This is a genomic window from Scandinavium manionii (genome assembly GCF_024764775.1).
Taxonomy (GTDB): domain Bacteria; phylum Pseudomonadota; class Gammaproteobacteria; order Enterobacterales; family Enterobacteriaceae; genus Scandinavium; species Scandinavium manionii.
The window spans coordinates 166,442-192,062 of sequence record NZ_JALIGC010000036.1; the positions used below are offsets into that span (position 1 = coordinate 166,442).

Genomic DNA, 25,621 nt, shown 5'->3' on the forward strand with positions numbered 1-25,621 from the left:
CTATCGTCCGGTGACCAGAAAAGCCGTCAGCATCAGTTTGGCTTGCGCAATTTGCGGTTTAAATGCCGCATCCTTTGCGCTGGTTGCTGCGGAAATCGCGTCGCCAATTTGCGCCATTTGTTCAGAAGCCATCTCGTGTTCGGATTGCAGGCTGGTGCGAATAAATTCCACTGCTTTCAACACTTCGGTTTTGGCTTTCGCATTACCACGCAGCCATAGCTCTTCGTGATACTGCCAGTGGGCCAGCGCCGCTTCGAGCGCCGCGTTACCATGGTCAGTGAAATCAGTCTTTTTCATGGCACGTTCGGCATTACCCGCCGCCAGATGATAGCCGCGCGCCGCTTTGCTCAGACTGCCCTGACGCAGCACGCCTGCAGAAAGCAGCTGTTCTGCCACTTCAAGAATGTCTTCTACATTACCGTGCAGCAGTTCCAGTTCCAGCTCGCAAATCGGCTCCTGGTGGCGTCCGGCTTTAACGTAGCCCAAATCCAGCGCCAGTTCGATGCGGCTCTGATTGTGATTCACCAGCCATTTTTCGCGATAAAAATCGGTGCTGAACAGCGGGTTCACCTGCGAGGCGAGTTCTGGCGGCAGCGTACCCTCAGGCCAGACTTCAGCGGGCAGTTTTTCCAGCGCCAGTTCGGCTTTATCAAGATCAATGTTGTATTCCGGGCGCGAATGCAAACCGCCCACCACCTTCCCGGCGATTTTCATCGTCATTTCATAGCGACCGTTATGGCCACGGATCCGCAGCCCCATATCGTGGCGGCGCAGCCAATTATCGGCGGTTTCGTAGTAAATATTGAGGAGTTGAGCAGCTGGAACATGCTCCGCGGAGAGGGCGTTGAGCTGGGTGCGCAGCGTCTCGACGCCGTCCTGCTCAACGATGAACTTCAATTCGATTTCCTGATCCATGACTGATTTCTTATGGTTGCATTGCCTGGATTGAACATTACGCCGAACTTCCGCGCATCTTTTTTGTCAGTAGAGTGTATTTCGCGGTACTTTCCCATGCAACGTCCTCCTGGAGGATTCCGATTGCCGGAGAATGCCTGGCATCGTCAGACTGATGCCATTACTATCGATTCACTTTATGACAATAACGAATGACCTGATGCCTAAATTACGCCTGATTGGATTAACTTTATTTGCACTTAGCGTTTCCGCCGTGGTTCACGCTGAAGAAACACGTTACGTCTCTGACGAACTGAACACCTGGGTCCGCAGTGGCCCTGGCGATAACTATCGCCTTGCCGGTACCGTTACCGCAGGTGAAGCCGTCACCCTGCTGCAAACCAACGACGCCACCCAATATGGCCAGGTTCGCGACAGCAACGGGCGTACCGCATGGATCCCGTTAAAAGAGCTGACCAGCGAGCCGAGCTTTAAAACGCGCGTGCCGGATCTCGAAAGCCAGGTCAAAACGCTGACCGATAAGCTGACCAACATTGATACCACCTGGAATCAACGCACTGCAGATATGCAGAAGAAAGTTGCCGAGAGCGACGGCGTGATTAACGGGCTGAAAGACCAAAATCAGAAGCTGAAAAATGAGCTCATCGTGGCGCAGAAAAAGGTGAGTGCCGCCAATCTGCAGCTGGATGACAAACAGCGCACCATCATTATGCAGTGGTTTATGTACGGCGGCGGCGTGTTGGGCGTGGGTCTGATCCTTGGCCTGGTTCTGCCACGTCTGGTGCCGAGCCGCAAACGCAAAGATCGCTGGATGAACTAACGCCCCACGGCGGCCCGATTAGCCATCTCCTCTACACTTACGTATTATCGTCGGATAAACAGTGAGAGGAGAAGGTTGGCGTGAAGACATATCTGGTCGGTGGTGCAGTTCGCGATGCGTTGTTAGGCCTGCCGGTCAAAGACAAAGATTGGGTCGTTGTCGGCGCCACACCGCAGCAAATGCTCGACGCGGGCTACCAGCAGGTAGGTCGCGACTTCCCTGTTTTTCTCCATCCGAAATCCCACCAAGAATACGCCCTGGCTCGCACCGAGCGAAAATCAGGTTCCGGTTACACCGGTTTTACCTGCTATGCCGCACCAGACGTAACCCTTGAACAAGATTTACTGCGCCGCGACCTGACCGTTAACGCCCTCGCCCAGGGCGATAACGGCGAGATTGTCGACCCGTATAACGGCCAACAGGACCTGCAAAACCGCCTGCTGCGCCACGTTTCCCCGGCGTTCAGTGAAGACCCTTTGCGCGTCCTGCGCGTCGCCCGTTTCGCTGCCCGCTATGCCCATTTAAGCTTCCGCATTGCCGATGAAACGATGGCGCTGATGCGCGACATGACCGCCGCTGGTGAGCTTGAACACCTCACGCCGGAACGCGTGTGGAAGGAAACCGAAAATGCACTCGGGACGCATAACCCACAGGTTTATTTCCAGACCCTGCGCGACTGCGGCGCGTTGAAAGTGCTATTCCCGGAAATCGATGCGCTGTACGGCGTACCTGCGCCGGCCAAATGGCATCCTGAAATCGACACGGGCGTACATACCCTGATGACGCTGACGATGGCTGCGATGCTGACACCCGCGCTGGACGTGCGTTTCGCCACGCTGTGCCATGATTTGGGCAAAGGATTAACGCCGAGAGAACTCTGGCCTCGTCATCACGGTCACGGTCCGGCTGGCGTTAAACTTGTGGAGCAGCTCTGCACGCGTCTGCGCGTGCCGAATGAAATGCGCGATCTCGCGAAACTGGTGGCAGAATTCCACGACCTGATCCACACCCTGCCTATCCTCAAACCGGTGACGCTGGTAAAGCTGTTTGATTCCATCGATGCCTGGCGAAAACCGCAGCGCGTGACGCAGCTGGCGCTGACCAGCGAAGCCGACGTGCGCGGACGTACCGGGTTTGAAGCCTGTGATTATTCGCAAGGACGTTTACTGCATGAAGCGTGGGAAGTGGCAAAAGCGGTGCCGACCAAACCGGTCATTGACGCCGGCTTTAAAGGGCCAGAAGTGCGGGAGGAACTGACGCGACGCAGGATAGAGGCCGTCGCGCAGTGGAAGGAAAAACGCTGCCCGCAGGTTACATAAACACTGCGTAAACCGCGGCCGCGACGATAAAGCGGTAGATGGCGAATGGAATGAAAGTGATGCGTTTGATGATATGCAGGAACGCTTTGATAGCGATCAGTGCGACCACAAACGCTGTCACGAAGCCCACGGCAAACATCGGAATGTCCGAGCTGCTCAGGAATCCGATGCTTTTGTACAGATCAAGCGCCGTGGCTCCCATCATCATTGGCACTGCCAGCAGGAAGGAAAACTCCGCCGCCGCATAGCGGCTGATGCCCAGCAGCATCCCGCCCGCAATGGTTGAACCCGAGCGAGAGAAGCCCGGCCACAGCGCCAGACACTGGAAGCAACCCACCAGAAACGCCTGACGATAAGTCATATCATCCAGACCCGCAGTGCGCGGCTCTTTCGGTTTAAAGACCTCGGCCATAATCAGCAATATGCCGCCGACAATCAGCGCGTACATCACGTTAACCGGGTTGAACAAAGACTTGATGAGATCGTGTAACACCAGGCCCAGTACCACCGCCGGGAACATCGCCAACAGCACGTGAATGAGCGACAGACGCCCGGAGCCTTCGCCTTCATGGACCGGCGGACGACCAAAATGAATGCCGATCAGGCCAAACAGACGACGCCAGAACATCACCACAACAGCGAGGATCGATCCTAACTGGATAACCACCTCAAACGTATTTGCCGTTTCGCCTTCGAAGCCCAGCAGGTGGCCGACGATAATCATGTGGCCGGTACTGGAAACGGGTAAAAACTCCGTCAGTCCTTCGACAACACCCAGGATGGCCGCTATCAGCAGCGAGTGCATATCGCTCATTAATAAACCCTTAAATAATAGAAAAAAAGAAGCTGAAAATTGGAACCAGCTTTAAGACATATGTATCGGCGTTTCGTTTAACCTGGATGAATCTATTCTTACGCTTTCGGATTAGCGCCACGCTCAATGATGACCCCAACGTTGGCCGCGCGCGCCACGGCGCCGGGTTTGCTCAGTTTGATGCGCACCCACGGCGAGTTAAAGCGCGTCAGAAGGATTTCAGCGACTTCCTCCGCCACGCGTTCCACCAGCGCGAAACGTCCCCCTTTAACGTGCGCAATGACCGCTTCGCTAATATCGGCGTAGCTCAGACAATCATTAACATCATCGCTGGCGGCAGATTTACGGTTGTCCCACGCCATTTCGATATCGAACATCAGCTTCTGTTCAATGGTCTGTTCCCAGTCATAAACACCAATTGTGGTGATGACCGAAAGTTGCTCTATAAATACAATATCCATCACGCCCCGCCTGCTTTTTGTCCGTGCCGGATACCACTTCCGGCAAAATATGCGTATTATCCACAGATGAAGAGAATACCGATACATTTTCAAAACGGAACAGCGTTATGAGTGCAATCGAGCCTGGAATGGTCTTCCTTGCCTATCTTTGCGGCTCAATTTCCAGCGCCATTCTGGTCTGCCGCATCGCGGGTCTGCCTGACCCACGCGTAAGCGGTTCCGGTAATCCCGGAGCGACCAACGTTTTACGAATTGGCGGCAAGGGAGCAGCCGTAGCAGTACTGATCTTCGACATCCTCAAAGGCATGTTGCCGACCTGGGGTGCCTGGGCGTTGGGTTTCACCCCATTCTGGCTCGGCCTCGTCGCCATTGCAGCGTGCCTCGGCCACATTTGGCCCATCTTCTTCGGATTCCGCGGCGGGAAAGGCGTGGCCACGGCTTTCGGTGCGATTGCGCCCATCGGCTGGGATCTCACCGGCGTGATGGCGGGCACCTGGCTGCTGACTATTTTGCTGAGCGGCTATTCGTCGCTGGGCGCTATCGTCAGCGCACTGGTGGCCCCGTTCTACGTGTGGTGGTTTATGCCACAGTACACCTTCCCGGTTTCTATGCTCTCGTGCCTGATCCTGCTACGCCATCATGACAACATCCAGCGTTTATGGCGTCGTCAGGAAACCAAAATCTGGGCGCGCCTGAAGCGAAAGAATAAACCGCAGAATTAGCACTTCCCTCGCCGCCGTTCGGGTGGCGACATCCATGATTATAATTCCTTAACATCATAAGCGTTTCCTATGACCGCGAAGTACCCCAGTTGATCCATACTCATTAGCGTCTGATTAATCACGCAATTGCAGGGGTGCCACTGTGTCTGGCGCGGAACGGGAGAGTGAAAAAACGGGCTGGCACGCCACGCTTGCCCTGCGGTTTTGCCACACGCCGGAGAAAACGGTACTGGCCTCTGCACGTCATTTCGGTCCATTGACCGTACAACGCCCTTTCTATCCTGAAGGCACCACCTGCCATCTTTATCTGCTGCACCCGCCCGGTGGTATTGTCGGCGGCGATACCCTGGATATCAGCGTCACCCTCGAACCCGACACCCATACACTTATCACCATGCCCGGTGCCAGCAAGTTTTATCGCAGCCACGGCCCACAGGCGCGGCTGAATCAGCGTTTTGAGTTGGCGGAAAACGCCATTCTGGAGTGGCTGCCGCAGGACACCCTCTTTTTTCCCGGGGCGAACGCCACGTTACACAGCGTGTTTCATTTGCAGGAAGGCGCGCGCCTGCTGGCCTGGGAGCTATATTGCCTGGGGCGGCCGGTTATCGGCGAAACGTTCAGTCATGGTGAGATAACCAACCGGCTTGAAGTGTGGAAGAACGGTTCGCCGCTGCTGATTGAGCGCCTGCATCTTACTGATGGTGACCTGAGCGCCGTGGCAGAAAAGCCGTGGATTGGCAGCCTGCTGTTTTATCCCGCCAATGAAACCATGCTCGATGGGGTGCGCGAGTCCCTCACGCCGCTCGACGCTTTTGCCGGCGCCACGCTGGTCGACGGCCTGCTGGCGATACGTTTTTTATCGCACGATAACCTGATTTGCCAGCGCGCGATGCGTGAAATCTGGCAGGCACTGCGCCCGCAGCTGCTGAACAAATCCCCTTTATTCCCCCGAATCTGGCTGACCTGAGAGAACGCTATGGAACTGACGCCCAGAGAAAAAGACAAGCTGCTGCTGTTTACCGCGGCTCTGGTGGCGGAACGCCGCCTCGCCCGCGGCGTGAAGCTCAATTATCCCGAATCGGTGGCGCTGATTAGCGCTTTCATAATGGAAGGTGCGCGCGACGGCAAAACCGTGGCATCGCTAATGGAAGACGGCCGCCACGTGCTGACCCGCTCCCAGGTGATGGAAGGCGTACCGGAGATGATCCCCGATATTCAGGTGGAAGCGACATTTCCGGACGGCTCCAAACTGGTCACCGTCCATAACCCGATACTCTGAGGACACCGCGATGATCCCCGGTGAATACAAGATCCAGAGCGGCAACATCGCCCTGAACGTAGGCCGTGAAACGCGTAAAACCGTCGTCGAAAACCACGGCGACCGCCCGATCCAGGTCGGATCGCACTACCACTTTTACGAAGTGAACCCTGCGCTGAAATTCGACCGGGAAGTGTGTAAAGGCTTTCGGCTGAACATCGCGGCGGGCACCGCTGTACGCTTTGAGCCGGGCCAAAAACGTGAAGTCGAACTGGTGGCTGTCGCTGGCGATAAGCGCATCTTCGGCTTTCGTGGCGAGGTGATGGGCGAACTGGAGACAAAATCATGACCGAAATTTCCCGTCAGGCGTATGCCGACATGTTTGGCCCCACCACCGGCGACAAAGTACGACTGGCCGATACCGAGCTGTGGATTGAAGTTGAAGACGACTTCACCACCTACGGCGAAGAGGTCAAATTCGGCGGCGGCAAAGTCATTCGCGATGGCATGGGCCAGGGGCAAATGGTCGGCGAAGATTGCGTCGATCTGGTACTGACCAACGCGCTGATCGTCGATCACTGGGGGATCGTTAAAGCCGATATCGGCGTGAAAAACGGGAGGATCTTCGCCGTCGGCAAAGCCGGTAACCCGGATATTCAGCCCAACGTTACGATCCCGATTGGCGTGGGCACCGAAGTGATCGCCGCCGAAGGTAAAATCGTCACCGCAGGCGGCGTCGACACCCATATTCACTGGATTTGCCCACAGCAGGCGGAAGAAGCGCTGGTCTCCGGCGTGACCACCATGATCGGCGGCGGCACCGGCCCGGCTGCGGGTACCAACGCCACAACCTGCACACCGGGACCGTGGTATATCAGCCGCATGTTGCAAGCTATTGACAGCCTGCCGGTAAATATCGGCCTGCTCGGCAAAGGCAACGGCTCGACCCCGGAGACGCTGCGCGAGCAGGTTGCGGCAGGCGTTATCGGCCTGAAAATTCACGAAGACTGGGGTGCAACTCCCGCCGCTATCGACTGTTCGCTGACTGTTGCCGAGGAGATGGATATTCAGGTGGCGCTGCATAGCGATACGCTGAACGAATCCGGTTTTGTCGAAGATACTCTGGCGGCGATTGGCGACCGCACCATCCACACATTTCATACCGAAGGCGCGGGCGGCGGCCATGCGCCGGACATCATCACCGCCTGCGCGCATCCGAACATTCTGCCCTCGTCCACCAACCCGACGCTGCCGTTCACCGTTAACACCATCGACGAGCATCTGGATATGCTGATGGTTTGCCATCACCTGTCGCCGGATATCGCCGAAGATGTGGCCTTTGCCGAATCGCGCATTCGCCAAGAAACCATTGCCGCCGAAGACGTGCTGCACGACCTCGGCGCCTTTTCCCTGACCTCATCCGACTCTCAGGCGATGGGCCGCGTGGGCGAAGTGATCTTACGCACATGGCAGGTGGCGCACCGGATGAAGGTGCAGCGCGGCGCGCTGGAAGAGGAACGGGGCGATAACGATAACGTCCGCGTGAAGCGCTATATCGCCAAGTACACCATCAACCCGGCGCTGACCCACGGCATTGCACATGAAGTCGGATCCATCGAAGCCGGAAAAATGGCAGATCTGGTGCTGTGGTCACCGGCTTTCTTTGGCGTGAAACCCGCCGCTATCGTTAAAGGCGGGATGATTGTGATGGCCCCGATGGGCGACATCAACGCCTCAATTCCCACGCCGCAGCCGGTGCATTACCGCCCGATGTTTGGCTCGCTCGGCGCGGCTCGCCATCACTGTCGCCTGACGTTTCTTTCCCAGGCGGCACTCGATAACAACGTGCCGCAGCTGCTGGGCTTAAAAAGCCAGACCGCAGTGGTGAAAGGCTGCCGAACGGTGAAGAAAGCCGACATGGTCCACAACAGCCTGCAGCCCAATATCACCGTCGATGCCCAGACTTATGAAGTGCGGATCGACGGGAAACTTATCACCAGCGAGCCAGCGGACGTGCTGCCGATGGCACAACGCTATTTTCTGTTTTAAGGAGTAACGATGCTGTATCTGACTCAGCGTGTCGATCACGCTCATCAACTGACTGCCAGCGTTACGCTGCCGATTGATGTGCGGGTCAAAAGCCGCGCCAAAGTGACGCTCTGCGACGGACGTGAAGCCGGGTTGATGCTGCCTCGCGGCCTGCTGCTGCGTGGCGGCGATATCCTGGCCAGCGAAGACGGCAGCGAATGTATCGAAGTGATTGCCGCCGATGAGGGCGTATCAGTGGTGCGCTGCGATGATTCATTCCAGCTCGCTAAAGCCTGTTATCACCTCGGTAACCGTCACGTTCCGCTGCAAATCATGCCCGGCGAACTGCGTTTTCATCACGACCACGTACTCGACGACATGCTGCGCCAGTTTGGCCTGTCCGTGACCTTTGCCCATCTGCCGTTCGAACCGGAAGCCGGGGCGTATACCAGCGAAGCGCAAGGTCATCACCACCATACCCACGCGCATTCGCACAGCCACTGATGACTGATACCACGCAGCGACTGCGTTTATTACAACTGGCGAGCAGCAACCTGCCGGTGGGCGGTTACAGCTGGTCGCAAGGGCTGGAATGGGCGGTAGAGGCGGGCTGGATTGCCGATACCGCCGCCTTTGCCCACTGGCAAACGCAGCAAATGGAGCAGAGCTTTTTTCACGTCGACCTGCCGCTGTTCGCCCGGCTGTATCACGCCTGGGAACAGGATGACGTTGAGGCCGCCACGCGATGGACCGCATGGCTGCTGGCGTGTCGGGAAACGCGCGAACTGCGCGAAGAAGAACGTAATCGCGGCCAGGCGTTTTCTCGCCTGCTGTACGACTGGCAGCCGGATTGCTCCGCCGAATGGCGTGGGCTGTTTAACCAAAGTCAGTTGTGCGGCATGGCGTGGCTGGGAGTGCGTTGGGGTATCGAACTGCGAGAGCTGGCGCTGACGCTCGGCTACAGCTGGATTGAAAGCGCGGTGATGGCGGGCGTGAAGCTGGTGCCTTTCGGCCAGCAGGCCGCACAAAAATTGATTATGTCGCTCTGCGAGCAGTACGCCGCAGGCATTGAACGCGGGCTGAACTGCCCTGACGAATTTATGGGTTCGGCGACGCCGCTGTCGGCCATCGCCTCGGCGCGTCATGAAACCCAGTATTCCCGCATATTCCGTTCCTGAGGAGAAGATATGGCAAGTTATAAACACCCTCTGCGTGTTGGCGTCGGCGGCCCGGTCGGTTCCGGTAAAACCGCCCTGCTGGAAGCGCTGTGTAAAGCGATGCGTGACACGTACCATCTGGCGGTGGTCACTAACGATATCTACACCAAAGAAGACCAGCGCATTCTCACCGAGGCGGGCGCACTGGAGCCGGACCGCATTGTCGGCGTCGAAACCGGCGGATGCCCACACACGGCGATCCGCGAAGACGCGTCGATGAATCTTGCGGCAGTGGAAGCGTTAAGCGAGAAATTCGGCAATCTTGAGATTATTTTCGTCGAAAGTGGCGGAGATAACCTCAGCGCGACCTTCAGCCCAGAACTGGCAGACCTGACGATTTACGTGATCGACGTCGCCGAAGGGGAAAAAATCCCGCGCAAAGGCGGACCGGGGATCACCAAATCCGATTTTCTGGTGATCAATAAAACCGATCTTGCGCCGTACGTCGGGGCATCGCTAGAGGTAATGGAGCGTGATACCAACCGGATGCGCGGCGAGCGTCCGTGGACGTTCACCAACCTGAAAGCCGGGGATGGACTCGCGACGATCATCGCGTTTTTGGAAGATAAAGGAATGTTGAAAGCGTAACGGATGTTGGTTGCCCGGCGGCGCTCGGGGAGTTGCAGGCCCGGTAAGCATTGCGCCACCGGGCATCGCAATTACGCCGCAGGCAATTCCGCCAGCGGCCAGCGCGGACGGACGGTAACGCCTAAATCAGCAGTCGCTCCGCTGTTCAGTCGGACCATACCGGCGTAGGCGATCATCGCGCCGTTATCGGTACAAAACTCCGGACGTGCGTAAAACACTTCGCCCTTACGCTTATGCATCATTTCCGCAAGCTTCGTGCGCAGCGTGCGATTAGCGCTCACGCCACCCGCCATCACCAGGCGCTTAAAGCCGGTCTGATCCAGCGCACGACGGCATTTGATCATCAGCGTATCCACCACCGCATCTTCAAACGCACGCGCGATGTCAGCGCGGGTCTGATCGTCGTTTTCATTCGCCCTAATCGTGTTGGCCGCAAAGGTCTTCAGGCCGGAAAAGCTGAAATCAAGCCCAGGACGGTCAGTCATCGGACGCGGGAACACAAAGCGCCCTTCGGTGCCCTGCGCCGCCATTTTCGACAGCATTGGGCCGCCTGGATAATCAAGACCCAGCAGTTTCGCGGTTTTGTCGAACGCTTCACCCGCGGCATCATCAATGGATTCGCCGAGCAGAGCGTACTCGCCAATACCGGTCACGCTGATCAGCTGCGTGTGGCCGCCGGAGACCAGCAGCGCCACAAACGGGTATTCAGGCGGGTTATCTTCCAGCATTGGTGCCAGCAGATGGCCTTCCATATGGTGCACAGGAATGGCCGGCACGTTCCAGGCAAACGCCAGTGAACGACCGATGGTTGCACCCACTAACAGCGCACCGACCAGTCCAGGACCGGCGGTGTAAGCCACTGCATCAATATCTTTTGCCGTCAGATTCGCTTCTTTCAGCGCCGCCTGGATCAGCGGAACGGTTTTACGTACGTGGTCGCGGGAGGCCAGCTCCGGCACCACGCCGCCGTAGTCAGCGTGCAGTTTCACCTGACTATACAATTGGTTGGCTAACAGCCCCTGAACATCGTCATAAATGGCAATGCCGGTTTCATCGCAGGATGTTTCGATTCCCAGTACGCGCATGGTTCGTTTTACCTCATTTCAATACCGCGCAGTTTAGGGTGAATGCGGGTCGATGTATACCCTGGGGGGCGAGTTCGTGTATACTCACACCCCTTACAAAAGTCCCGTTCAAAAACGGCATTGGTGCTTTACAAAGCAGCAGCAGTTGCAGTAAAATTCCGCACCATTTTGAAATAAGCTGGCGTTGATGCCAGCGGCAAACCGAATTTATCAAAGGTGAGAGTTACATGCCGGTAATTAAAGTACGTGAAAACGAGCCGTTCGACGTAGCACTGCGTCGCTTCAAGCGTTCCTGTGAAAAAGCGGGTGTTCTGGCGGAAGTTCGTCGTCGTGAGTTCTATGAAAAACCGACTACCGAACGTAAGCGCGCTAAAGCTTCTGCTGTGAAACGTCACGCGAAGAAACTGGCTCGCGAAAACGCACGCCGCACTCGTCTGTACTAATCTGTTGAGAGCGCACGCTCTCATTCCAGACTGAGTTCAAGCTGTAAAGGCCGTGCTTCCGGAAGGAATGCGCGGCTTATTTTCGTTTATACATCTGCATACGCTATAGCATTCAGGTTGCATCTAAGCTGAAGGATGACGCGTATGAAAATGCGAGGCTTATGGCTGGACGTATCCCACGTGTCTTTATCAATGACCTGCTGGCAAGAACCGACATCGTCGATCTCATCGACGCGCGGGTAAAGCTGAAAAAACAGGGCAAAAATTTTCACGCGTGTTGTCCCTTCCATAACGAAAAAACGCCTTCGTTCACCGTCAACGGTGAGAAACAGTTTTATCACTGCTTCGGCTGTGGTGCGCACGGAAACGCCGTCGACTTTCTGATGAACTACGACAAGCTCGAGTTCGTAGAAACCGTCGAAGAACTGGCGGCCATGCACAACCTTGAAGTCCCGTACGAAGCTGGCTCCGGCCCGACCCAGATAGAACGCCATCAGCGGCAAAGTCTCTATCAATTAATGGAAGGTCTGAGCGCGTTTTATCAGCAATCCCTGAATCAGCCCACCGCCGAACCTGCAAGTCAGTATCTGACGCAGCGTGGTTTAAGCAGCGAAGTCATCGCCCGATTTGCGATTGGCTATGCGCCGCCAGGCTGGGACAACGTGTTAAAGCGTTTTGGCAACAACCGAGAAAATCAGCAATCGCTGACCGATGCGGGCATGTTGGTGACCAATGATAAAGGGCGCAGTTACGATCGCTTCCGCGAACGGGTGATGTTCCCGATCCGCGACAAGCGTGGCCGGGTGATTGGTTTTGGCGGTCGTGTGCTGGGCGATGGCACGCCGAAATACCTCAACTCCCCGGAAACCGATATATTCCATAAAGGCCGCCAGCTGTATGGCCTTTATGAAGCGCAGCAAACTGAAGCTGAACCGCAGCGTCTGCTGGTGGTCGAAGGCTATATGGACGTGGTCGCGCTGGCGCAATACGACATTAATTATGCCGTTGCGTCACTGGGCACCTCCACCACCGCCGACCATATCCAACTGCTGTTCAGGGTGACGAATAACGTCGTCTGCTGTTACGACGGCGACCGCGCAGGACGCGATGCTGCCTGGCGTGCCCTGGAAACGGCACTGCCGTACATGACCGACGGCCGTCAGCTAAGATTTATGTTTCTGCCTGACGGCGAAGACCCGGATACGCTGGTGCGTAAAGAGGGTAAAGCGGCGTTTGAAGCGCGGATGGAGCAGGCTCAGCCGCTCTCCACGTTTCTGTTTAACAGCCTGATGCCGCAGGTCGATTTGAGTACCCCGGATGGGCGCGCGCAGTTGAGTACGCTGGCGCTACCCCTAATCACTCAGGTTCCGGGCGAAACGCTGCGCATTTATTTGCGCCAGGAGTTGGGGAAAAAGCTGGGCATTCTCGAAGACGCCCAGCTTGAGCGCTTAATGCCAAAACAAGCAGAAAGTGGCACAGCTCGCCCCACTCCCCAGCTAAAACGCACGACCATGCGTATACTGATAGGGTTACTGGTGCAAAACCCGGAACTGGCAGGCCTGGTGCCGCCATTAACCGGGCTTGATCCGAAAAAGCTGCCAGGACTTGGCTTATTTTCTGAACTGGTCAACACTTGTGTGTCACAGCCAGGACTGACTACCGGCCAATTGCTTGAGCAGTATCGCGGCACAAATGAAGCCGCCACCCTTGAAAAACTGTCGATGTGGGACGATATAGCAGATAAGGAAATCGCTGAGAATACGTTCACCGACTCACTAAACCATATGTTTGATTCACTGCTGGTCCAGCGGCAAGAAGAGTTGATAGCTCGCGACCGCACACACGGTTTAAGCAGTGAAGAACGCCGGGAACTCTGGACGTTGAACCAGGAACTGGCAAAAAAATGAATTTAACGGCTTAAGTGCCGAATATCAATCGGGACGATCCCGAAGGCCGCACCGAGGCGCAGCGGCAATAATATAAGCAGGCCCTCGCTTTAAAAGTCGGTAACTCGTTTTCGCCGACCGACACCAATCAATGAATTAAGTGTGGATACCGTCTTATGGAGCAAAACCCGCAGTCACAGCTTAAACTTCTTGTTACCAAGGGCAAGGAGCAAGGCTATCTGACCTATGCCGAGGTCAATGACCATCTGCCGGAAGATATCGTCGACTCCGACCAGATCGAAGACATCATCCAAATGATCAATGACATGGGCATTCAGGTGATGGAAGAAGCACCGGATGCCGATGATCTCCTGCTGGCTGAAAACTCGAACAACACCGACGAAGACGCGGAAGAAGCTGCCGCGCAGGTGCTGTCCAGCGTAGAATCTGAAATCGGACGTACTACCGATCCGGTGCGCATGTATATGCGTGAAATGGGTACCGTTGAACTGCTGACCCGCGAAGGCGAAATCGACATCGCCAAGCGTATTGAAGACGGTATCAACCAGGTACAGTGCTCCGTTGCGGAGTACCCGGAAGCCATCACCTATCTGCTTGAGCAGTACGATCGCGTTGAAGCCGCGGAAGCACGTCTGTCTGACCTGATAACCGGCTTCGTCGATCCCAATGCTGAAGAAGATCTGGCCCCTACTGCCACTCACGTCGGTTCTGAACTCTCTCAGGAAGAGATGGACGACGACGAAGAGAAAGACGAAGAAGAAGACGACGATTCCAGCGACGATGACAACAGCATCGACCCTGAACTCGCACGTGAAAAATTCGGCGAACTGCGCACCCAGTACGAACTGGCGCGTGACACCATCAAGGCCAAGGGACGCACCCATGCGGCATCCCAGGAAGAGATCAAGAAACTGTCTGAAGTCTTCAAACAGTTCCGTCTGGTGCCAAAACAGTTCGATTATCTGGTCAACAGCATGCGTGTCATGATGGAACGCGTTCGTATTCAAGAACGTATCATCATGAAGCTGTGCGTTGAGCAGTGCAAAATGCCGAAGAAAAACTTCATTACACTGTTCACCAGCAACGAAACCAGCGAAACCTGGTTCAATGCAGCGGTAGCAATGAACAAGCCGTGGTCTGAAAAACTGAACGACGTCAAAGACGACGTACAGCGCGGCCTGCAGAAACTGCAACAGATTGAAGAAGAAACCGGCCTGACCATCGAGCAGGTTAAAGATATCAACCGTCGGATGTCCATCGGTGAAGCGAAAGCTCGTCGTGCGAAGAAAGAGATGGTGGAAGCAAACTTACGTCTGGTTATTTCGATCGCCAAGAAATACACCAACCGTGGTCTGCAGTTCCTCGACCTGATTCAGGAAGGTAACATCGGCCTGATGAAAGCGGTTGATAAGTTCGAATACCGTCGTGGTTACAAGTTCTCCACCTACGCAACCTGGTGGATCCGTCAGGCTATCACCCGCTCCATCGCGGATCAGGCGCGCACCATCCGTATTCCGGTGCATATGATTGAGACTATCAACAAACTCAACCGTATCTCCCGCCAGATGCTGCAGGAAATGGGTCGTGAACCGACGCCAGAAGAACTGGCTGAGCGTATGCTGATGCCGGAAGACAAAATCCGTAAAGTGCTGAAAATTGCCAAAGAGCCAATCTCCATGGAAACGCCAATCGGCGACGATGAAGATTCGCATCTGGGTGATTTCATCGAGGATACCACCCTCGAGCTGCCGCTGGATTCTGCGACCACTGAAAGCCTGCGTGCTGCAACGCACGACGTGCTGGCGGGTCTTACCGCGCGTGAAGCGAAAGTCCTGCGTATGCGTTTCGGTATCGATATGAACACCGACCACACGCTGGAAGAAGTGGGCAAACAGTTCGACGTTACCCGCGAACGTATCCGTCAGATTGAAGCGAAGGCTCTGCGCAAACTGCGCCACCCAAGCCGCTCTGAAGTGCTTCGTAGCTTCCTGGACGATTAATTCCAGGTAAACGTAAAAAGCTCCCGACCGGGAGCTTTTTTTATGCCTGAAATTTGTATAATTTCTCGCTCTCCTTGAGGGAAGGCATCATAGCGAAGAAGATTTACCGTCCTCTCACCACCAGCGCCTGGTCCAACTCGCGATACGCCTCAACCAGCTTATCCAGCGTAATTCGGCTTAAACCGCTCGGGTTCGGCAAAATCCACACTTCGGTGTCCCCTATCGTCACCTCTTGCTTGCCCCATTTCGCACCGCGCTGGCTGAACGCCTGTTCAAACGCCTGCTTACCCAAAATGGCCAACGCCCTCGGCTGATAATCCTGCATTTTCGTAATCAGCCCACGCCCGCCCTCACGCAGCTCGTGCAGTCCTACCTCGCTAGCCTGAACCGTTGGCCGGTCTACGAGTTTGGTCACGCCACAGCCGTAATCAAGCATCTGCAGCGCTTCCTCAGGTTTGAGCTGCCTGTCGGTAAACCCAGCCAAATGAAGAACCTTCCAAAAGCGATTGGCGGGGTGCGCAAAGGGCATCCCCAGGTGCGCAGAGGACTTGCCCGGATTAATGCCGCAGAACACAACCCGCAGCCCCGGCTGAAGAATATCGCTAACCATGACATGACTCGCCTAAATGGATCATGCGTGAAGTATAAGAGATTGATTAGCCATTGTTTATAAAAACAGCACCCGTAGCACATTTACTGGATTGGCACCCGGAGTTCCATTATAATTCCCGCCCACGGCCCCTTAGCTCAGTGGTTAGAGCAGGCGACTCATAATCGCTTGGTCGTTGGTTCAAACCCAACAGGGGCCACCAGACAAAACAAGGAGTTAGATGAGAAATCATCTGACTCCTTTTTCATTTGATACGAATCGGGTCAGGTAAGGAATTGCCTCCCTGCCCTCTTCATCTCGCTGCCACATCACTAACTGGCAACACAGCCCGGCTTTAGGTATTTGAGTCGCTCATTGTGCACTACGGGAACTTGTCGTTCATTAGCAACCACGGTCGTCCATAGCACCTTGCACCAGCCTACGACATTCTGCCTATGTGGTTCGCTCCCAGAACGGGTGGCGCAATCGTGAACGCGCTGCGACCGGCATCACTACCGGAAGTCATTAGCAGGATATCTGGCTGGGCCTGGCTGAGTACGTCTTTGTTATAGCCAGCTGTTGTGAGCGTTTCTACGCCAATTTCGCCCCATGCCTGACGACATTACGCCATCATCTTGATTGAAGCCAGATAGCGTATCGCCCGTATGGGATAAAAAGCGATCTCAACTTTACTGGCCCGCTCATATTTTAAAATCCATCTTGCGGAATCAGCGTATTTTCAGCTTGCCGTTGAAAACAGTTAATAATAAATTCACGAAGGATCCTGCTTCGCCGGGAGCCCTGTAACGAGGAGGACTGCGCCAGTACAACATCATATTGCCGCTGGACGCCTTTTATTTCTCTGACGACCAGTTGGCGGCCGGTATAACTTTGCTGCATGGCCGAGGGGTGAAGTAAAACAGAGTAGCCAACGCCCTGGGCGACTAATGAGCGGACGGTTTCAATATTTTTTATCTTTGGCCCATAGCGTGGTGTTAAACCTAAATCAGAGAATATGCTGGCGGTATTTTTTGCAGAGGGCTCAACGGAAAATGAGATAAAATTCTCAGTGATTAAATTCGCGAGATCGATTTCCTTTTCCGCAGCGAGTGGATGATCGGAAGATAATAAAACTTTAGGTCGAACGCAATACAGAACATCATATTCCAGGACAGGATTAATATTGTAGGAATACATCACCGCAAGCTCACACTCTCCCGTCTGTAGCAGAGCATCCAGCTCTATACCTGATCCCTCTTTCAGTTCGATTTCAGCTTCGGGGTGCTGCTGCATTAATGCTTCGACCAGTCCAGGTAAAACAAAGGGGGCCAGGGTGCTGTAACAACCCAGAGTGATCTTGCCTGTTAATTGTTGATCACAGCGGCCATTAGCAAGGTTTTGAATGTCTTGTGCGGCTTCCAGCAGTGAACGGCAGTAAATCAACAAATCTTTGCCGCTATCGGTCAGCGTGATGCCCTGCGCTCGTTTGCGCACAATTAACCGAACATTCAGCTGCTCCTCAAGTGTATCAATCGCCTCACTCAGTGCACTTTGCGAGATCCCGGCTTTACTGGCGGCGTCACTTAAAGAACTGGTTTCAGAAAGGGTAACAAAGTAGTTGATCTGCTTGATGGAGAATCGTGGGTTGTATTTCATCGTAGCCCTTTAGCGGAAAAACCTGACATCAAGCCGGAAATTCACGTTTTACAACTTAATCCCTCTATCGGTACTCTGCCTTGCAACCTGCAATATATTATTGTACGTGGAGGAATATCTGTGGATATGTTAGCACGCCCGTTAGGTGAAAACGTTAAACTCAATGAGTTACTCAGCGATCCTTATCCCATTTATGCGCGTTTACGTGAAGCAGAGCCAATAAGCTGGGTGCCCGCCGCGCAACGTTATTTAGTGACCCGTTATGACGATATTGTGACGCTAGAACGAGATAAAGAAAATTTCAAGGCGGATGAAGACGGCTCATTAATGAAACGTGTGATGGGTCACACAATGATTCGTAAAGATGGCGCGCAGCACATGCGTGAGAGAATGGCTTGCGAACCCTCTTTAAAACCACTGGTGATTAAAAATTACTGGCTGCCACAATTTCATCAGATTGTTGCGGAGACGATAGCCGAAATAAAAGAAAAGGAGTCGGCTGATTTATTTTCTGAATTCGCCTCGCCGGTTGCTTCGCGTGTGCTGGCGGTACTGCTGGGGCTGACGAATGTCGCGGCGGAAAATCTGGCGATATGGTCGCAGGCAATGATGGACGGCACCGGAAATTACGCCAACGATCCGCAGGTCTGGCAACGCGCACAGGCGGCATCCCATGCGGTGGATGAGGCCGTCGATGCCATCATCCCGTGGCTACGGGCTCACCCTGATCCTTCGTTAATTTCCTCCATGCTGCACGCTGACAACCCGCTCAGCCGGGATGAAATTGTCGCCAACGTCAAGGTTATTATCGGCGGTGGTCTGAATGAACCCCGGGATGCGATGCTCACGGCTGTAGTGGGTTTACTGGAAAACCCGGCTCAGCTTGCGGACGTGAAGGCCAATCCTGAACTGTGGCGCAGCGTATTTGAAGAGACGATCCGTTGGGTTGCACCGATTGGCATGTATCCACGACAGACGATCCGGGAGGTTGAACTGGGGGGAATGCTGTTACCCGCAGGTGCGAAGCTGGGGGTGGTACTGGCTTCCGGGAACCGCGACGAACGCATATTCACCGTGGCCGACCGTTTTGATATTCACCGGGAAAAGAAGCCTCACGTTGCCTTTGGTGGCGGAGCGCATTATTGCCTTGGCGCCTGGGCTGCCCGTGCGCTGGTAGGACAGATAGCCCTTCCGGCGTTGTTCGGGCAATTGCCGCAACTGGCATTTAGCCGCGCGCCGCAGTGGTTCGGCTGGGTCTTCCGTGGGCCGGTGTCGGTCGCAGTAACCTGGAAATTGTGAGGGATATGATGAATACGATTATCTACAAATTAGCCAGCGGGCAAGAAATGCGCGCCAGTGCCGGGGCAGGCGTTTCCCTGATGCAAGCGGCGATCCAACACGGCGTTCCTGGGGTTGTCGGGGAATGCGGCGGTTCAGCGAGCTGCGGGACCTGTCACCTGTACATTGAGCAGGGTGGCGATGGCTTTCCCGCCCCCGATGAAATGGAACTGGGGATGCTGGAGTTCACCGCAGCGGCATTGAAAGCGGAGAGTCGGCTGGGATGTCAATGCATTCTTCAGGAAGAGATGCCATTGATTATCGTTCAGGTACCGGATACGCAGGTGTAACAATGAACAGACAGCACATTATCATCCTCGGCGGTGGTCAGGCTGGGCTACAGGCCGCGCTATCACTACGGGAGTTAGGGTTTTCCGGCACGGTAAGCATCATCACCAATGAACCCGGATTACCCTATCAACGACCGCCGCTGTCGAAAGGCTACCTGCTGGGTAAAATGCGGGCCGGCGATCTCGCTTTGCGCCCGGCGGATGTTCTGGCGCAGCAGAACATCGCCCTGATAGCCGGTGAAGCCATTTCAATTGACCGACGCGCGAGGCAGCTAGCGCTTGCCGATGGCCAGCGGCTGACCTATGACCGGTTGATTATCGCCACCGGCTCTCGCGGGCGAATGTGCCCGCTTCCTGGGGCTGATTTGCCGGGGATTTATACCCTTCGCAGCAAGGCCGACGCCGATGCATTGGGCGCCGGGCTTGCACTGCTGGCTCAGGCCGGACATAAAGCCCCGGTCTTGATTATGGGCGGCGGCTTTATTGGTCTTGAATTTGCCGCTGTCGCCACCGAATCTGGCTTTGCATGTACCGTTGTTGAGAGAGGGACGAGATTGCTCGAACGGGCGCTATCGCCGGAAAGTGCGGGTTATCTCCAGCAGTATCACGAGCAACGCGGCGTGCGCTTTCACTTGGCGACACAGGTTGCCGGGTTCTGCGCCGGGGAGCAGGGTCGGGTAGGCAGCGTGCGGTTGACTGATGGGTCAACGCTTGCGGCTCAGTTGGTACTGGTGGGGATCGGCGGTATTGCTAACGATGAACTTGCGGCCGCAAGTGGGCTGGCCTGCGATAACGGCATCCGGGTTAACGCCTGTCTGCAAACGTCTGATGACGCCATTTTCGCGATTGGCGACTGTGCGCGAGCGCCCCATCCTCTGGCGCCAGCAGGACTTCGGCTGGAGAGCGTCGGCAATGCGATTGACCAGGGGCGCCTGGTGGCGGCAAACGTGCTGGGCGAAGGGAAAGTCTGGCAGGCTACGCCCTGGTTCTGGAGCGATCAAGGGCGCGAAAAAATACAGATGGTCGGCCTGGGGGCCGCCTGTGAACAGTCGGTGATTCGCGGTGAAGTCGGGCAGGGGCGCTTTTCCGTTTTCTGTTTCCAGAATGAACAACTGCGTGCCGTAGAGAGTATCAATCGTCCCGTGGATCATATGATGGCGCGCAAATGGCTGGAGCAGGGTCTTAGCCCAACCCTGGAGCAGCTTGCCGACCCCAACTGGGATCCAAAATCTCTGGGCAAGTCTTCAGCCACACCGCCCGTGCCAGGATGACGCTGCGCCGGCAACCAGACGGCCTGAATGCAGGCGGTCTGGTTGCCGAAGACGCAACTACAGCTTCCCGCCGCCCAGCGCTTTATTCAGCACAATATCTTTGCTGACCAGCTGTCCCTGCATTTCAATCTGCTGGATCTGCGCACTCAACCACTGGCGCTGGGCTTCGTTTGCCATCGCTTCGCTGATAAGTCCACGCTGATAGCGGGCTTTCGCATTGTTCATGCCCGCCGCCGCAGAGCTGACTTTCTCATTTTGCAACGTCTGTTCTTCCTGTAAAGACTGAAGAGCCGACCCCGTCACCACTACGTCTTTCACCGCCGTCAGCACCGCCTGGTTGTATTGCGAAATCAGCATATCACGCTGATGACGGGTCTTATCGAGGTTGGCTTCAAGCTGCCCACCGGAGAAGATAGGCAAATAAAGGCCAGGAACAATATTGGCCTGCTGGCTTGAGTGATCAAAAAGATCGTCCAGATGCAGAGCGTCAAAGCCAAAGAACGCTTTGATATCGAACTTCGGATAGAACGCCGCTTTTGCCGCATCTATTTGTTTCATCGAAGATTGTACATACCAGTGTGCCGCCTGGAGGTCCGGACGACGCGCCAACAATTGATAGTTAAGCGACGACGGTAATTGCGTTTGCGCTACCGGTAACGGCATTGGCGTGATTTCCGCCAGCTCACCGCCGCCAATCAATGCGCGCAGCGACTCACGGAACGCCACACGTTGCTGTTTCGCCATAGAGAGCTGTTGCTCAATAGTCAGCAGCATGGCTTTCGCCATTTCAGCATCCGAATGGGATTCAAGCCCTCGCGCCGCACGCGCTTCGTGGGAATTAAGCACGAATGTTTCGGACTGCTTTAACGCTTCCAGGCGCTGCGTTACCTGGTCAGTAGTTTGAATGCCGTAATAGAGTTGGGCCACGTCAGCGGAGATCTCTAACTCCACCGCTTTCTCTTCGAGCTTGTGCGCATTTTCCACCCCCATCACGGCATCGAGGCGATCGCGATGTTCGCCCCACAGGTCGATATCGAGCGTGGCACCTAAGCCCACGATCCCTTCGGTATACCACGGGCCTGTGGTTCCCAGCCGTGGCCGGTCTTCCGCAAATGGGCCGAGATAACCATTCGACGACACATGCGCCTCGTTGATTTGCGCCATCGCATTCACTTTCAGCTGGGTGCCGGATTCAATCAGCGCCACATCAGAACGTGCCTGAGCAACGCGCGCATGCGCCACGGCTATCGAGGGGGACTGCTTTAAGGCACGGTCGATCAGCGCGTTAAGCTGCGGATCGTTGTAGTGTTTCCACCAGGTCGCGTCAGGCCACTGCTGAGAGGTTAATTTGATATCTTTCGGCAGCACGATTTCCTGCTGCGAAATCGGCTTCACGATTGACGTGTCGTCTTTCATCGGCGCACAGGCCGCGAGCAGCGCACAGCACAGCAGTGCCAGCGGTTTGACTTTATTGACTCTTTTAAGAGAACGCATGGTTATGCCATTCCAGTTGCAGCCTGCCGGGTTCGCAGGCTGAGATTAAGCTGATCGATTTCGTAGAACAGGGTCTGCAAACGCCCTTCATTGACGTTTGTCATCGGGGCCGCGTCATCCGACGGCTCGCCCGACGCTGCCAGCGCCGCACAATTTTGCAATAATTCTGCCGCCTGTTGGCGTTCTGCGGCGAAGTCCGTGTCTCCGTGCTCCGCTCTGAGGTGTTCAAACTGATAGATGATCTCACTGAGATGGCTCAGCACCTGTTGAGCGGCCAGAATATCGCTTTCTGACTGACGATGGTCTGATGACCAGCCCGGCTCCATCGCCACCCTGGCGGCAATCCCCTGACATCCGGCCAACGAACGACGCAGGGCGATTTCCGTCCCCGCCCCTTCGGCGTGCGTTTTCACGCGCTGGGCCAGAGCGTTGATTAAGCCGCTGACGCTACTCCAGAACAGTTTGCCTTCACGTTCAGGCCATAAAAAGAGATGGAAACAGGTTGCTATCAGCACCCCGAGCAAAATACCGATGATCCTGTCGCGTATTTCCACCAGTTCAAAGGTTGGGCCAAAGCTTTCCAGCAGAGCCAGCGCGAAAGTGAACATCATCTGAATACCGGCGTAGCTGATCTTCTCGGAGCCAGCATAGATCCAGGCGCCAAGGCCAATAACCGGCAGCGACATCGCCAGCAAACCGACCACGCTTTCGATATGCGGCATGACCAGAATCACCATCAGCAACGCCGCCAGGCTACCGAGCACCGCGCCAATCACACGCAGCAATCCTCGCTGGGCGGTCGATCCCAGGCTCGACTGCGCCACAATGATGCAGCTAAGCATAATGGTATGAATCCCCTGCCAGTCTGCGGCGATATAGATGAGATAGCAGACATAGGTTGAAAGCAGGGTTTTGAACGCGAAAGTACACCAGCTCTGGTTCATTACCAGCCCATTGCTACGGACTCTTTCTTTCGATTCTGCCTCAGACTCCACCGCGACATGTTGGTAGTGCGAAAATGCCGTAACTGATTCCATCATCCGCACCAGCGTTCCCGATGTCGCGCCCTGGAAGACGTCGGTCTCATCGACCGCAAACAGTTTGTCTTCTGCAATGGCGGCGGAAAATCGCTTGCAGGCTTCGAGCAGTTTCTGCGCCAGCACAATATCAGCCGCATCGGGGTTAAGGGGCAGTTGTTGCACCATCAAATATAATCCCGACACCGTACTGATTCGCGCCAGATGCCAGGCTTCATCCTGGCGATAACGCTTATCGCGCATTACCGAAAAGGCCAGCATGTGCTGGAGCATCAGCGTTTTTTCCTGAATGACCGCCGCCGGTAAAGGCTCAGGTAACGTTTCTCCGTGAATAAAGCGCTCTGTGCGTTCGATAATGTCGGCTAATTGCGCCCGCAACGCCCCACGAAGTTGGGCGACCGGCTCCTGAGGAAGAAACAGCAGATTCACAATAAGCGTCAGAATGATGGCGTAATTGATAGCCACCCACAGCCACAGAATCAGGCGTACCACGCTGTCTGCCTGATCGGTCAGGTCCGCGAAGGTTTGGGTATAAAAAATAACCAGACCGCTCAGGAAGAAGATAACGCCATATTTGGTGGCCCGCATCAGATAGACGCAACCGAAAAACAGCCCGCCCGCCATCATCAGGCGCAGCATAGGATATTCCCAGGTCAGTTTTAAGGTCAGAATCGACAGCCCTACCGCCAGCGTCGTCCCGAGAAGAAACAAGGTACCGGTCAGTTTTGACAGCACAATATTCTTTTGCGTGACATAAAAAACGGCTATCAGAGACAGTGCCAGAAAAGGGATCTGTAGCGTCAATGAGATAACCATCACCAGCGAACAGGTTATCAGACAACGCAGCATCAGGTTGCCGCGCCCTGGATAAGGTCGCAGCAAATTGGCTAACTGTTGCAACCTGTTGGGGGTCGCGGTAATCGTTCGTGAAACCATACGGCCTCCGCTTAGCGAGGTTGCAGCGTTGCTACCGCAGAGGCGCCGACGCGGAACAGGTGCGGATCAGGATTCGTGACCCGAATTTTGACCGGGAAGCGTTGTGAAACATGCACCCAGTTAATGTTCCTTTTCACCGACGGTAAGCCTGCAATAATGCTGCCGCCATCGTCTGGCAACACCCCGTAGCTAATGGAATCAACCTGACCGTCAAAGGTTTTGCCGGTGTCGCTCATCAACCAGACACGTGCCGGTGTGCCTTCCTGAATATTCTTCAGCTCGGTTTCACGGAAATTAGCGATGACATACCAGTGCGTGGTGTCAATCAGGGTAAATACCGGTTTTCCTGCCGAGACAAATTCACCAATACTGGTTTTCAGAGATGCCACGCGCCCGGTAAACGGCGCACGCACTTCGGTATGTTCGAGATTCAGTTTAGCGATATCAATCTGCGCTTCGATTTCTGCTCGTTGCGCCACCAGCGCATCGACACCGCTGACAGCGGCTTCGGCCTGTTTCGCCTGTAATTGCAGACTTTGCAGACGTGATTGCGCGCTGGCATTCGCCGCACGCGCCTGGTCAACTTCTTCTGCCGAAGCAAAGCCCTGAGAAAGCAGCGGTGCAAGACGGCGTAAGGTATCAGCGGCTTTTTTCGCATCGGCCTGCGCGCTGGCGATAGAGGCTTTTGCCGATCCAGCACTGAATTTCTGGGCATTGACCGAGCGCTGGGTCAGCTCAATCTGACGATTCAGTCCTGCAAGTTTCGCCTGTGCCTGCTTCAGCGCGGCTTCGTAAGTGGCGGGATCAATCCGGAATAGGAGGGCATCTTTTTGCACCAACTGGTTATCACGCACCGGTTGTACAAGGATCCGGCCGCTCACTTCGGGTGATACGGTGATGGTGTCCGCGTAGGCATAGGCATCATCGGTCCGGGGCCGGGCATCAATGCGCCAGACAACCAGAGCGAGGATAATCAGCGCCGCAACCGTCAGCACAATTAACGTTGTTTTTTGCTTATTTTTAAACATGATAATGGCCTGTCGGTTAACTAAAAATAAATAACCAAATAATCATTGAAAGGATTGCCGCAATTAATAACCATCCAGCAATAGTTAATTTGAAGCGCGCGTGCAATTTATCGCCCGTCAGGCTAAAAATAAGCCCGGTCAGAATCGAGCCGCCCGCGATGCAATAAAGCCAGTCAGGAAAAGCAGCCCCCAAAAAAGGCAATGACGGAGAAAGTGAACATCCCGACAGGGAAAGTATTGCAGGCAGCAGTACCAGCAGTGTATGCAATCTTATTCTCATGATGGCAGATGACCATTGAATGTAAAAAGCGGAAGATGACCGCCCAGAGCGCGGCATCAGATATAAGCAGTGGATACCCTGATTATATCATCCAAAATCATAATTACACTGATGACTATTAGCTT

At 55.1% G+C, this 25,621-nt stretch carries 25 protein-coding genes, 1 tRNA gene and 1 pseudogene; 17 read left to right on the top strand and 10 right to left on the bottom strand.

The window, feature by feature from the left end:
• Positions 1–12: 12 nt before the first annotated feature.
• Positions 13–915: pseudogene (locus MUU51_RS08650) on the bottom strand (CYTH domain-containing protein); the annotation flags it as partial.
• A 199-nt stretch (positions 916–1,114) separates the two neighbouring features.
• Here MUU51_RS08650 and MUU51_RS08655 point away from each other — a divergent pair.
• Both MUU51_RS08655 and MUU51_RS08660 read left to right on the top strand, forming a co-directional pair.
• The gene (locus tag MUU51_RS08655) at positions 1,115–1,735 is read left to right on the top strand and encodes a TIGR04211 family SH3 domain-containing protein (RefSeq protein WP_159771807.1); all 621 of its coding nucleotides are present in this window, start codon (positions 1,115–1,117) and stop codon (positions 1,733–1,735) included.
• Positions 1,736–1,815: 80 nt separating this feature from the next.
• Positions 1,816–3,054, top strand: a complete 1,239-nt coding sequence (locus MUU51_RS08660; protein WP_258967601.1) for a multifunctional CCA addition/repair protein — start codon at positions 1,816–1,818, stop codon at positions 3,052–3,054.
• On the opposite strand, the gene bacA is transcribed toward MUU51_RS08660, so the two are convergent.
• Positions 3,047–3,868, bottom strand: coding sequence for an undecaprenyl-diphosphate phosphatase (gene bacA / locus MUU51_RS08665; RefSeq protein ID WP_159771813.1), 822 nt, complete (start codon positions 3,866–3,868; stop codon positions 3,047–3,049). The genes MUU51_RS08660 and bacA overlap by 8 nt on opposite strands.
• A gap of 98 nt (positions 3,869–3,966) precedes the next feature.
• A complete protein-coding gene (gene folB, locus MUU51_RS08670) occupies positions 3,967–4,329 on the bottom strand; it encodes a bifunctional dihydroneopterin aldolase/7,8-dihydroneopterin epimerase (protein ID WP_258967602.1) in 363 nt (120 codons plus the stop codon).
• Positions 4,330–4,436: 107 nt separating this feature from the next.
• On the opposite strand from folB, the gene plsY reads away from it, so the two are divergent.
• The 8 genes from plsY to ureG all read left to right on the top strand — a co-directional run bounded on the left by plsY (position 4,437) and on the right by ureG (position 10,142).
• Positions 4,437–5,051, top strand: a complete 615-nt coding sequence (gene plsY / locus MUU51_RS08675; RefSeq protein ID WP_159771817.1) for a glycerol-3-phosphate 1-O-acyltransferase PlsY — start codon at positions 4,437–4,439, stop codon at positions 5,049–5,051.
• Between the two features lie 142 nt (positions 5,052–5,193).
• Positions 5,194–6,018, top strand: a complete 825-nt coding sequence (locus MUU51_RS08680) for an urease accessory protein UreD (RefSeq protein ID WP_258967603.1) — start codon at positions 5,194–5,196, stop codon at positions 6,016–6,018.
• A gap of 9 nt (positions 6,019–6,027) precedes the next feature.
• Positions 6,028–6,330: an urease subunit gamma gene (locus tag MUU51_RS08685; RefSeq protein WP_159771821.1), complete on the top strand. Its 303-nt coding sequence runs from the start codon at positions 6,028–6,030 to the stop codon at positions 6,328–6,330.
• Between the two features lie 10 nt (positions 6,331–6,340).
• Positions 6,341–6,658, top strand: coding sequence for an urease subunit beta (locus MUU51_RS08690; protein WP_159771835.1), 318 nt, complete (start codon positions 6,341–6,343; stop codon positions 6,656–6,658).
• Positions 6,655–8,358, top strand: coding sequence for an urease subunit alpha (gene ureC / locus MUU51_RS08695; RefSeq protein ID WP_258967604.1), 1,704 nt, complete (start codon positions 6,655–6,657; stop codon positions 8,356–8,358). Before MUU51_RS08690 ends, ureC begins: the two co-directional genes overlap by 4 nt.
• Positions 8,359–8,367: 9 nt before the next feature.
• Entirely contained in the window at positions 8,368–8,841 is a 474-nt protein-coding gene (ureE, locus tag MUU51_RS08700; RefSeq protein ID WP_258967605.1) for an urease accessory protein UreE, read from the top strand.
• Positions 8,841–9,515 carry an urease accessory protein UreF gene (locus MUU51_RS08705; protein WP_258967606.1) on the top strand — a complete coding sequence of 225 codons (675 nt, stop codon included), beginning with the start codon at positions 8,841–8,843 and terminating at the stop codon, positions 9,513–9,515. The genes ureE and MUU51_RS08705 overlap by 1 nt, the downstream gene beginning before the upstream one ends.
• Positions 9,516–9,524: 9 nt before the next feature.
• Positions 9,525–10,142 carry an urease accessory protein UreG gene (gene ureG / locus MUU51_RS08710; RefSeq protein WP_159771847.1) on the top strand — a complete coding sequence of 206 codons (618 nt, stop codon included), beginning with the start codon at positions 9,525–9,527 and terminating at the stop codon, positions 10,140–10,142.
• A 71-nt stretch (positions 10,143–10,213) separates the two neighbouring features.
• Here ureG and tsaD read toward each other — a convergent pair whose 3' ends face one another.
• Positions 10,214–11,227, bottom strand: coding sequence for a tRNA (adenosine(37)-N6)-threonylcarbamoyltransferase complex transferase subunit TsaD (gene tsaD / locus MUU51_RS08715; protein WP_258967607.1), 1,014 nt, complete (start codon positions 11,225–11,227; stop codon positions 10,214–10,216).
• A 227-nt stretch (positions 11,228–11,454) separates the two neighbouring features.
• Between tsaD and rpsU the strand changes: the two genes are divergently transcribed.
• The 3 genes from rpsU (at position 11,455) to rpoD (ending at position 15,577) form a co-directional block, all read left to right on the top strand.
• Positions 11,455–11,670 carry a 30S ribosomal protein S21 gene (gene rpsU, locus MUU51_RS08720; protein ID WP_001144069.1) on the top strand — a complete coding sequence of 72 codons (216 nt, stop codon included), beginning with the start codon at positions 11,455–11,457 and terminating at the stop codon, positions 11,668–11,670.
• 161 nt (positions 11,671–11,831) lie between these two features.
• Complete coding sequence (dnaG, locus tag MUU51_RS08725) at positions 11,832–13,577, top strand: DNA primase (protein WP_258967608.1); 1,746 nt, start codon at positions 11,832–11,834, stop codon at positions 13,575–13,577.
• Between the two features lie 155 nt (positions 13,578–13,732).
• The gene (rpoD, locus tag MUU51_RS08730) at positions 13,733–15,577 is read left to right on the top strand and encodes an RNA polymerase sigma factor RpoD (protein WP_159771853.1); all 1,845 of its coding nucleotides are present in this window, start codon (positions 13,733–13,735) and stop codon (positions 15,575–15,577) included.
• A gap of 103 nt (positions 15,578–15,680) precedes the next feature.
• Here rpoD and mug read toward each other — a convergent pair whose 3' ends face one another.
• Positions 15,681–16,187 (bottom strand): G/U mismatch-specific DNA glycosylase, encoded by a 507-nt coding sequence (mug, locus tag MUU51_RS08735; protein WP_258967609.1) that lies wholly within the window; start codon positions 16,185–16,187, stop codon positions 15,681–15,683.
• Positions 16,188–16,313: 126 nt separating this feature from the next.
• Here mug and MUU51_RS08740 point away from each other — a divergent pair.
• A tRNA-Ile gene (locus tag MUU51_RS08740) sits at positions 16,314–16,389 on the top strand.
• 485 nt (positions 16,390–16,874) lie between these two features.
• Here the strand turns inward: MUU51_RS08740 and MUU51_RS08745 are convergent.
• On the bottom strand, positions 16,875–17,822 hold the full coding sequence (locus tag MUU51_RS08745; protein ID WP_258967610.1) for a LysR family transcriptional regulator: 948 nt from the start codon (positions 17,820–17,822) through the stop codon (positions 16,875–16,877).
• A gap of 126 nt (positions 17,823–17,948) precedes the next feature.
• Between MUU51_RS08745 and MUU51_RS08750 the strand changes: the two genes are divergently transcribed.
• The 3 genes from MUU51_RS08750 to MUU51_RS08760 are packed head-to-tail and all read left to right on the top strand — an operon-like array spanning position 17,949 to position 20,721.
• Positions 17,949–19,121, top strand: a complete 1,173-nt coding sequence (locus MUU51_RS08750) for a cytochrome P450 (RefSeq protein ID WP_159772416.1) — start codon at positions 17,949–17,951, stop codon at positions 19,119–19,121.
• Positions 19,122–19,126: 5 nt separating this feature from the next.
• Entirely contained in the window at positions 19,127–19,450 is a 324-nt protein-coding gene (locus tag MUU51_RS08755; RefSeq protein WP_200849682.1) for a 2Fe-2S iron-sulfur cluster-binding protein, read from the top strand.
• A 2-nt stretch (positions 19,451–19,452) separates the two neighbouring features.
• Entirely contained in the window at positions 19,453–20,721 is a 1,269-nt protein-coding gene (locus MUU51_RS08760) for an NAD(P)/FAD-dependent oxidoreductase (RefSeq protein ID WP_258967611.1), read from the top strand.
• Between the two features lie 57 nt (positions 20,722–20,778).
• Here MUU51_RS08760 and MUU51_RS08765 read toward each other — a convergent pair whose 3' ends face one another.
• From MUU51_RS08765 to MUU51_RS08780, 4 genes are read right to left on the bottom strand one after another with little or no spacing between them, the layout of a single operon-like run.
• Positions 20,779–22,215, bottom strand: coding sequence for an efflux transporter outer membrane subunit (locus tag MUU51_RS08765; protein WP_159771865.1), 1,437 nt, complete (start codon positions 22,213–22,215; stop codon positions 20,779–20,781).
• Positions 22,216–22,217: 2 nt separating this feature from the next.
• Positions 22,218–24,188, bottom strand: coding sequence for an FUSC family protein (locus MUU51_RS08770; protein ID WP_258967612.1), 1,971 nt, complete (start codon positions 24,186–24,188; stop codon positions 22,218–22,220).
• An 11-nt stretch (positions 24,189–24,199) separates the two neighbouring features.
• The gene (gene mdtN, locus MUU51_RS08775; protein WP_258967613.1) at positions 24,200–25,216 is read right to left on the bottom strand and encodes a multidrug transporter subunit MdtN; all 1,017 of its coding nucleotides are present in this window, start codon (positions 25,214–25,216) and stop codon (positions 24,200–24,202) included.
• A 16-nt stretch (positions 25,217–25,232) separates the two neighbouring features.
• Positions 25,233–25,484 (bottom strand): YtcA family lipoprotein, encoded by a 252-nt coding sequence (locus tag MUU51_RS08780; protein ID WP_200849683.1) that lies wholly within the window; start codon positions 25,482–25,484, stop codon positions 25,233–25,235.
• Between the last annotated feature and the right edge of the window lie 137 nt (positions 25,485–25,621).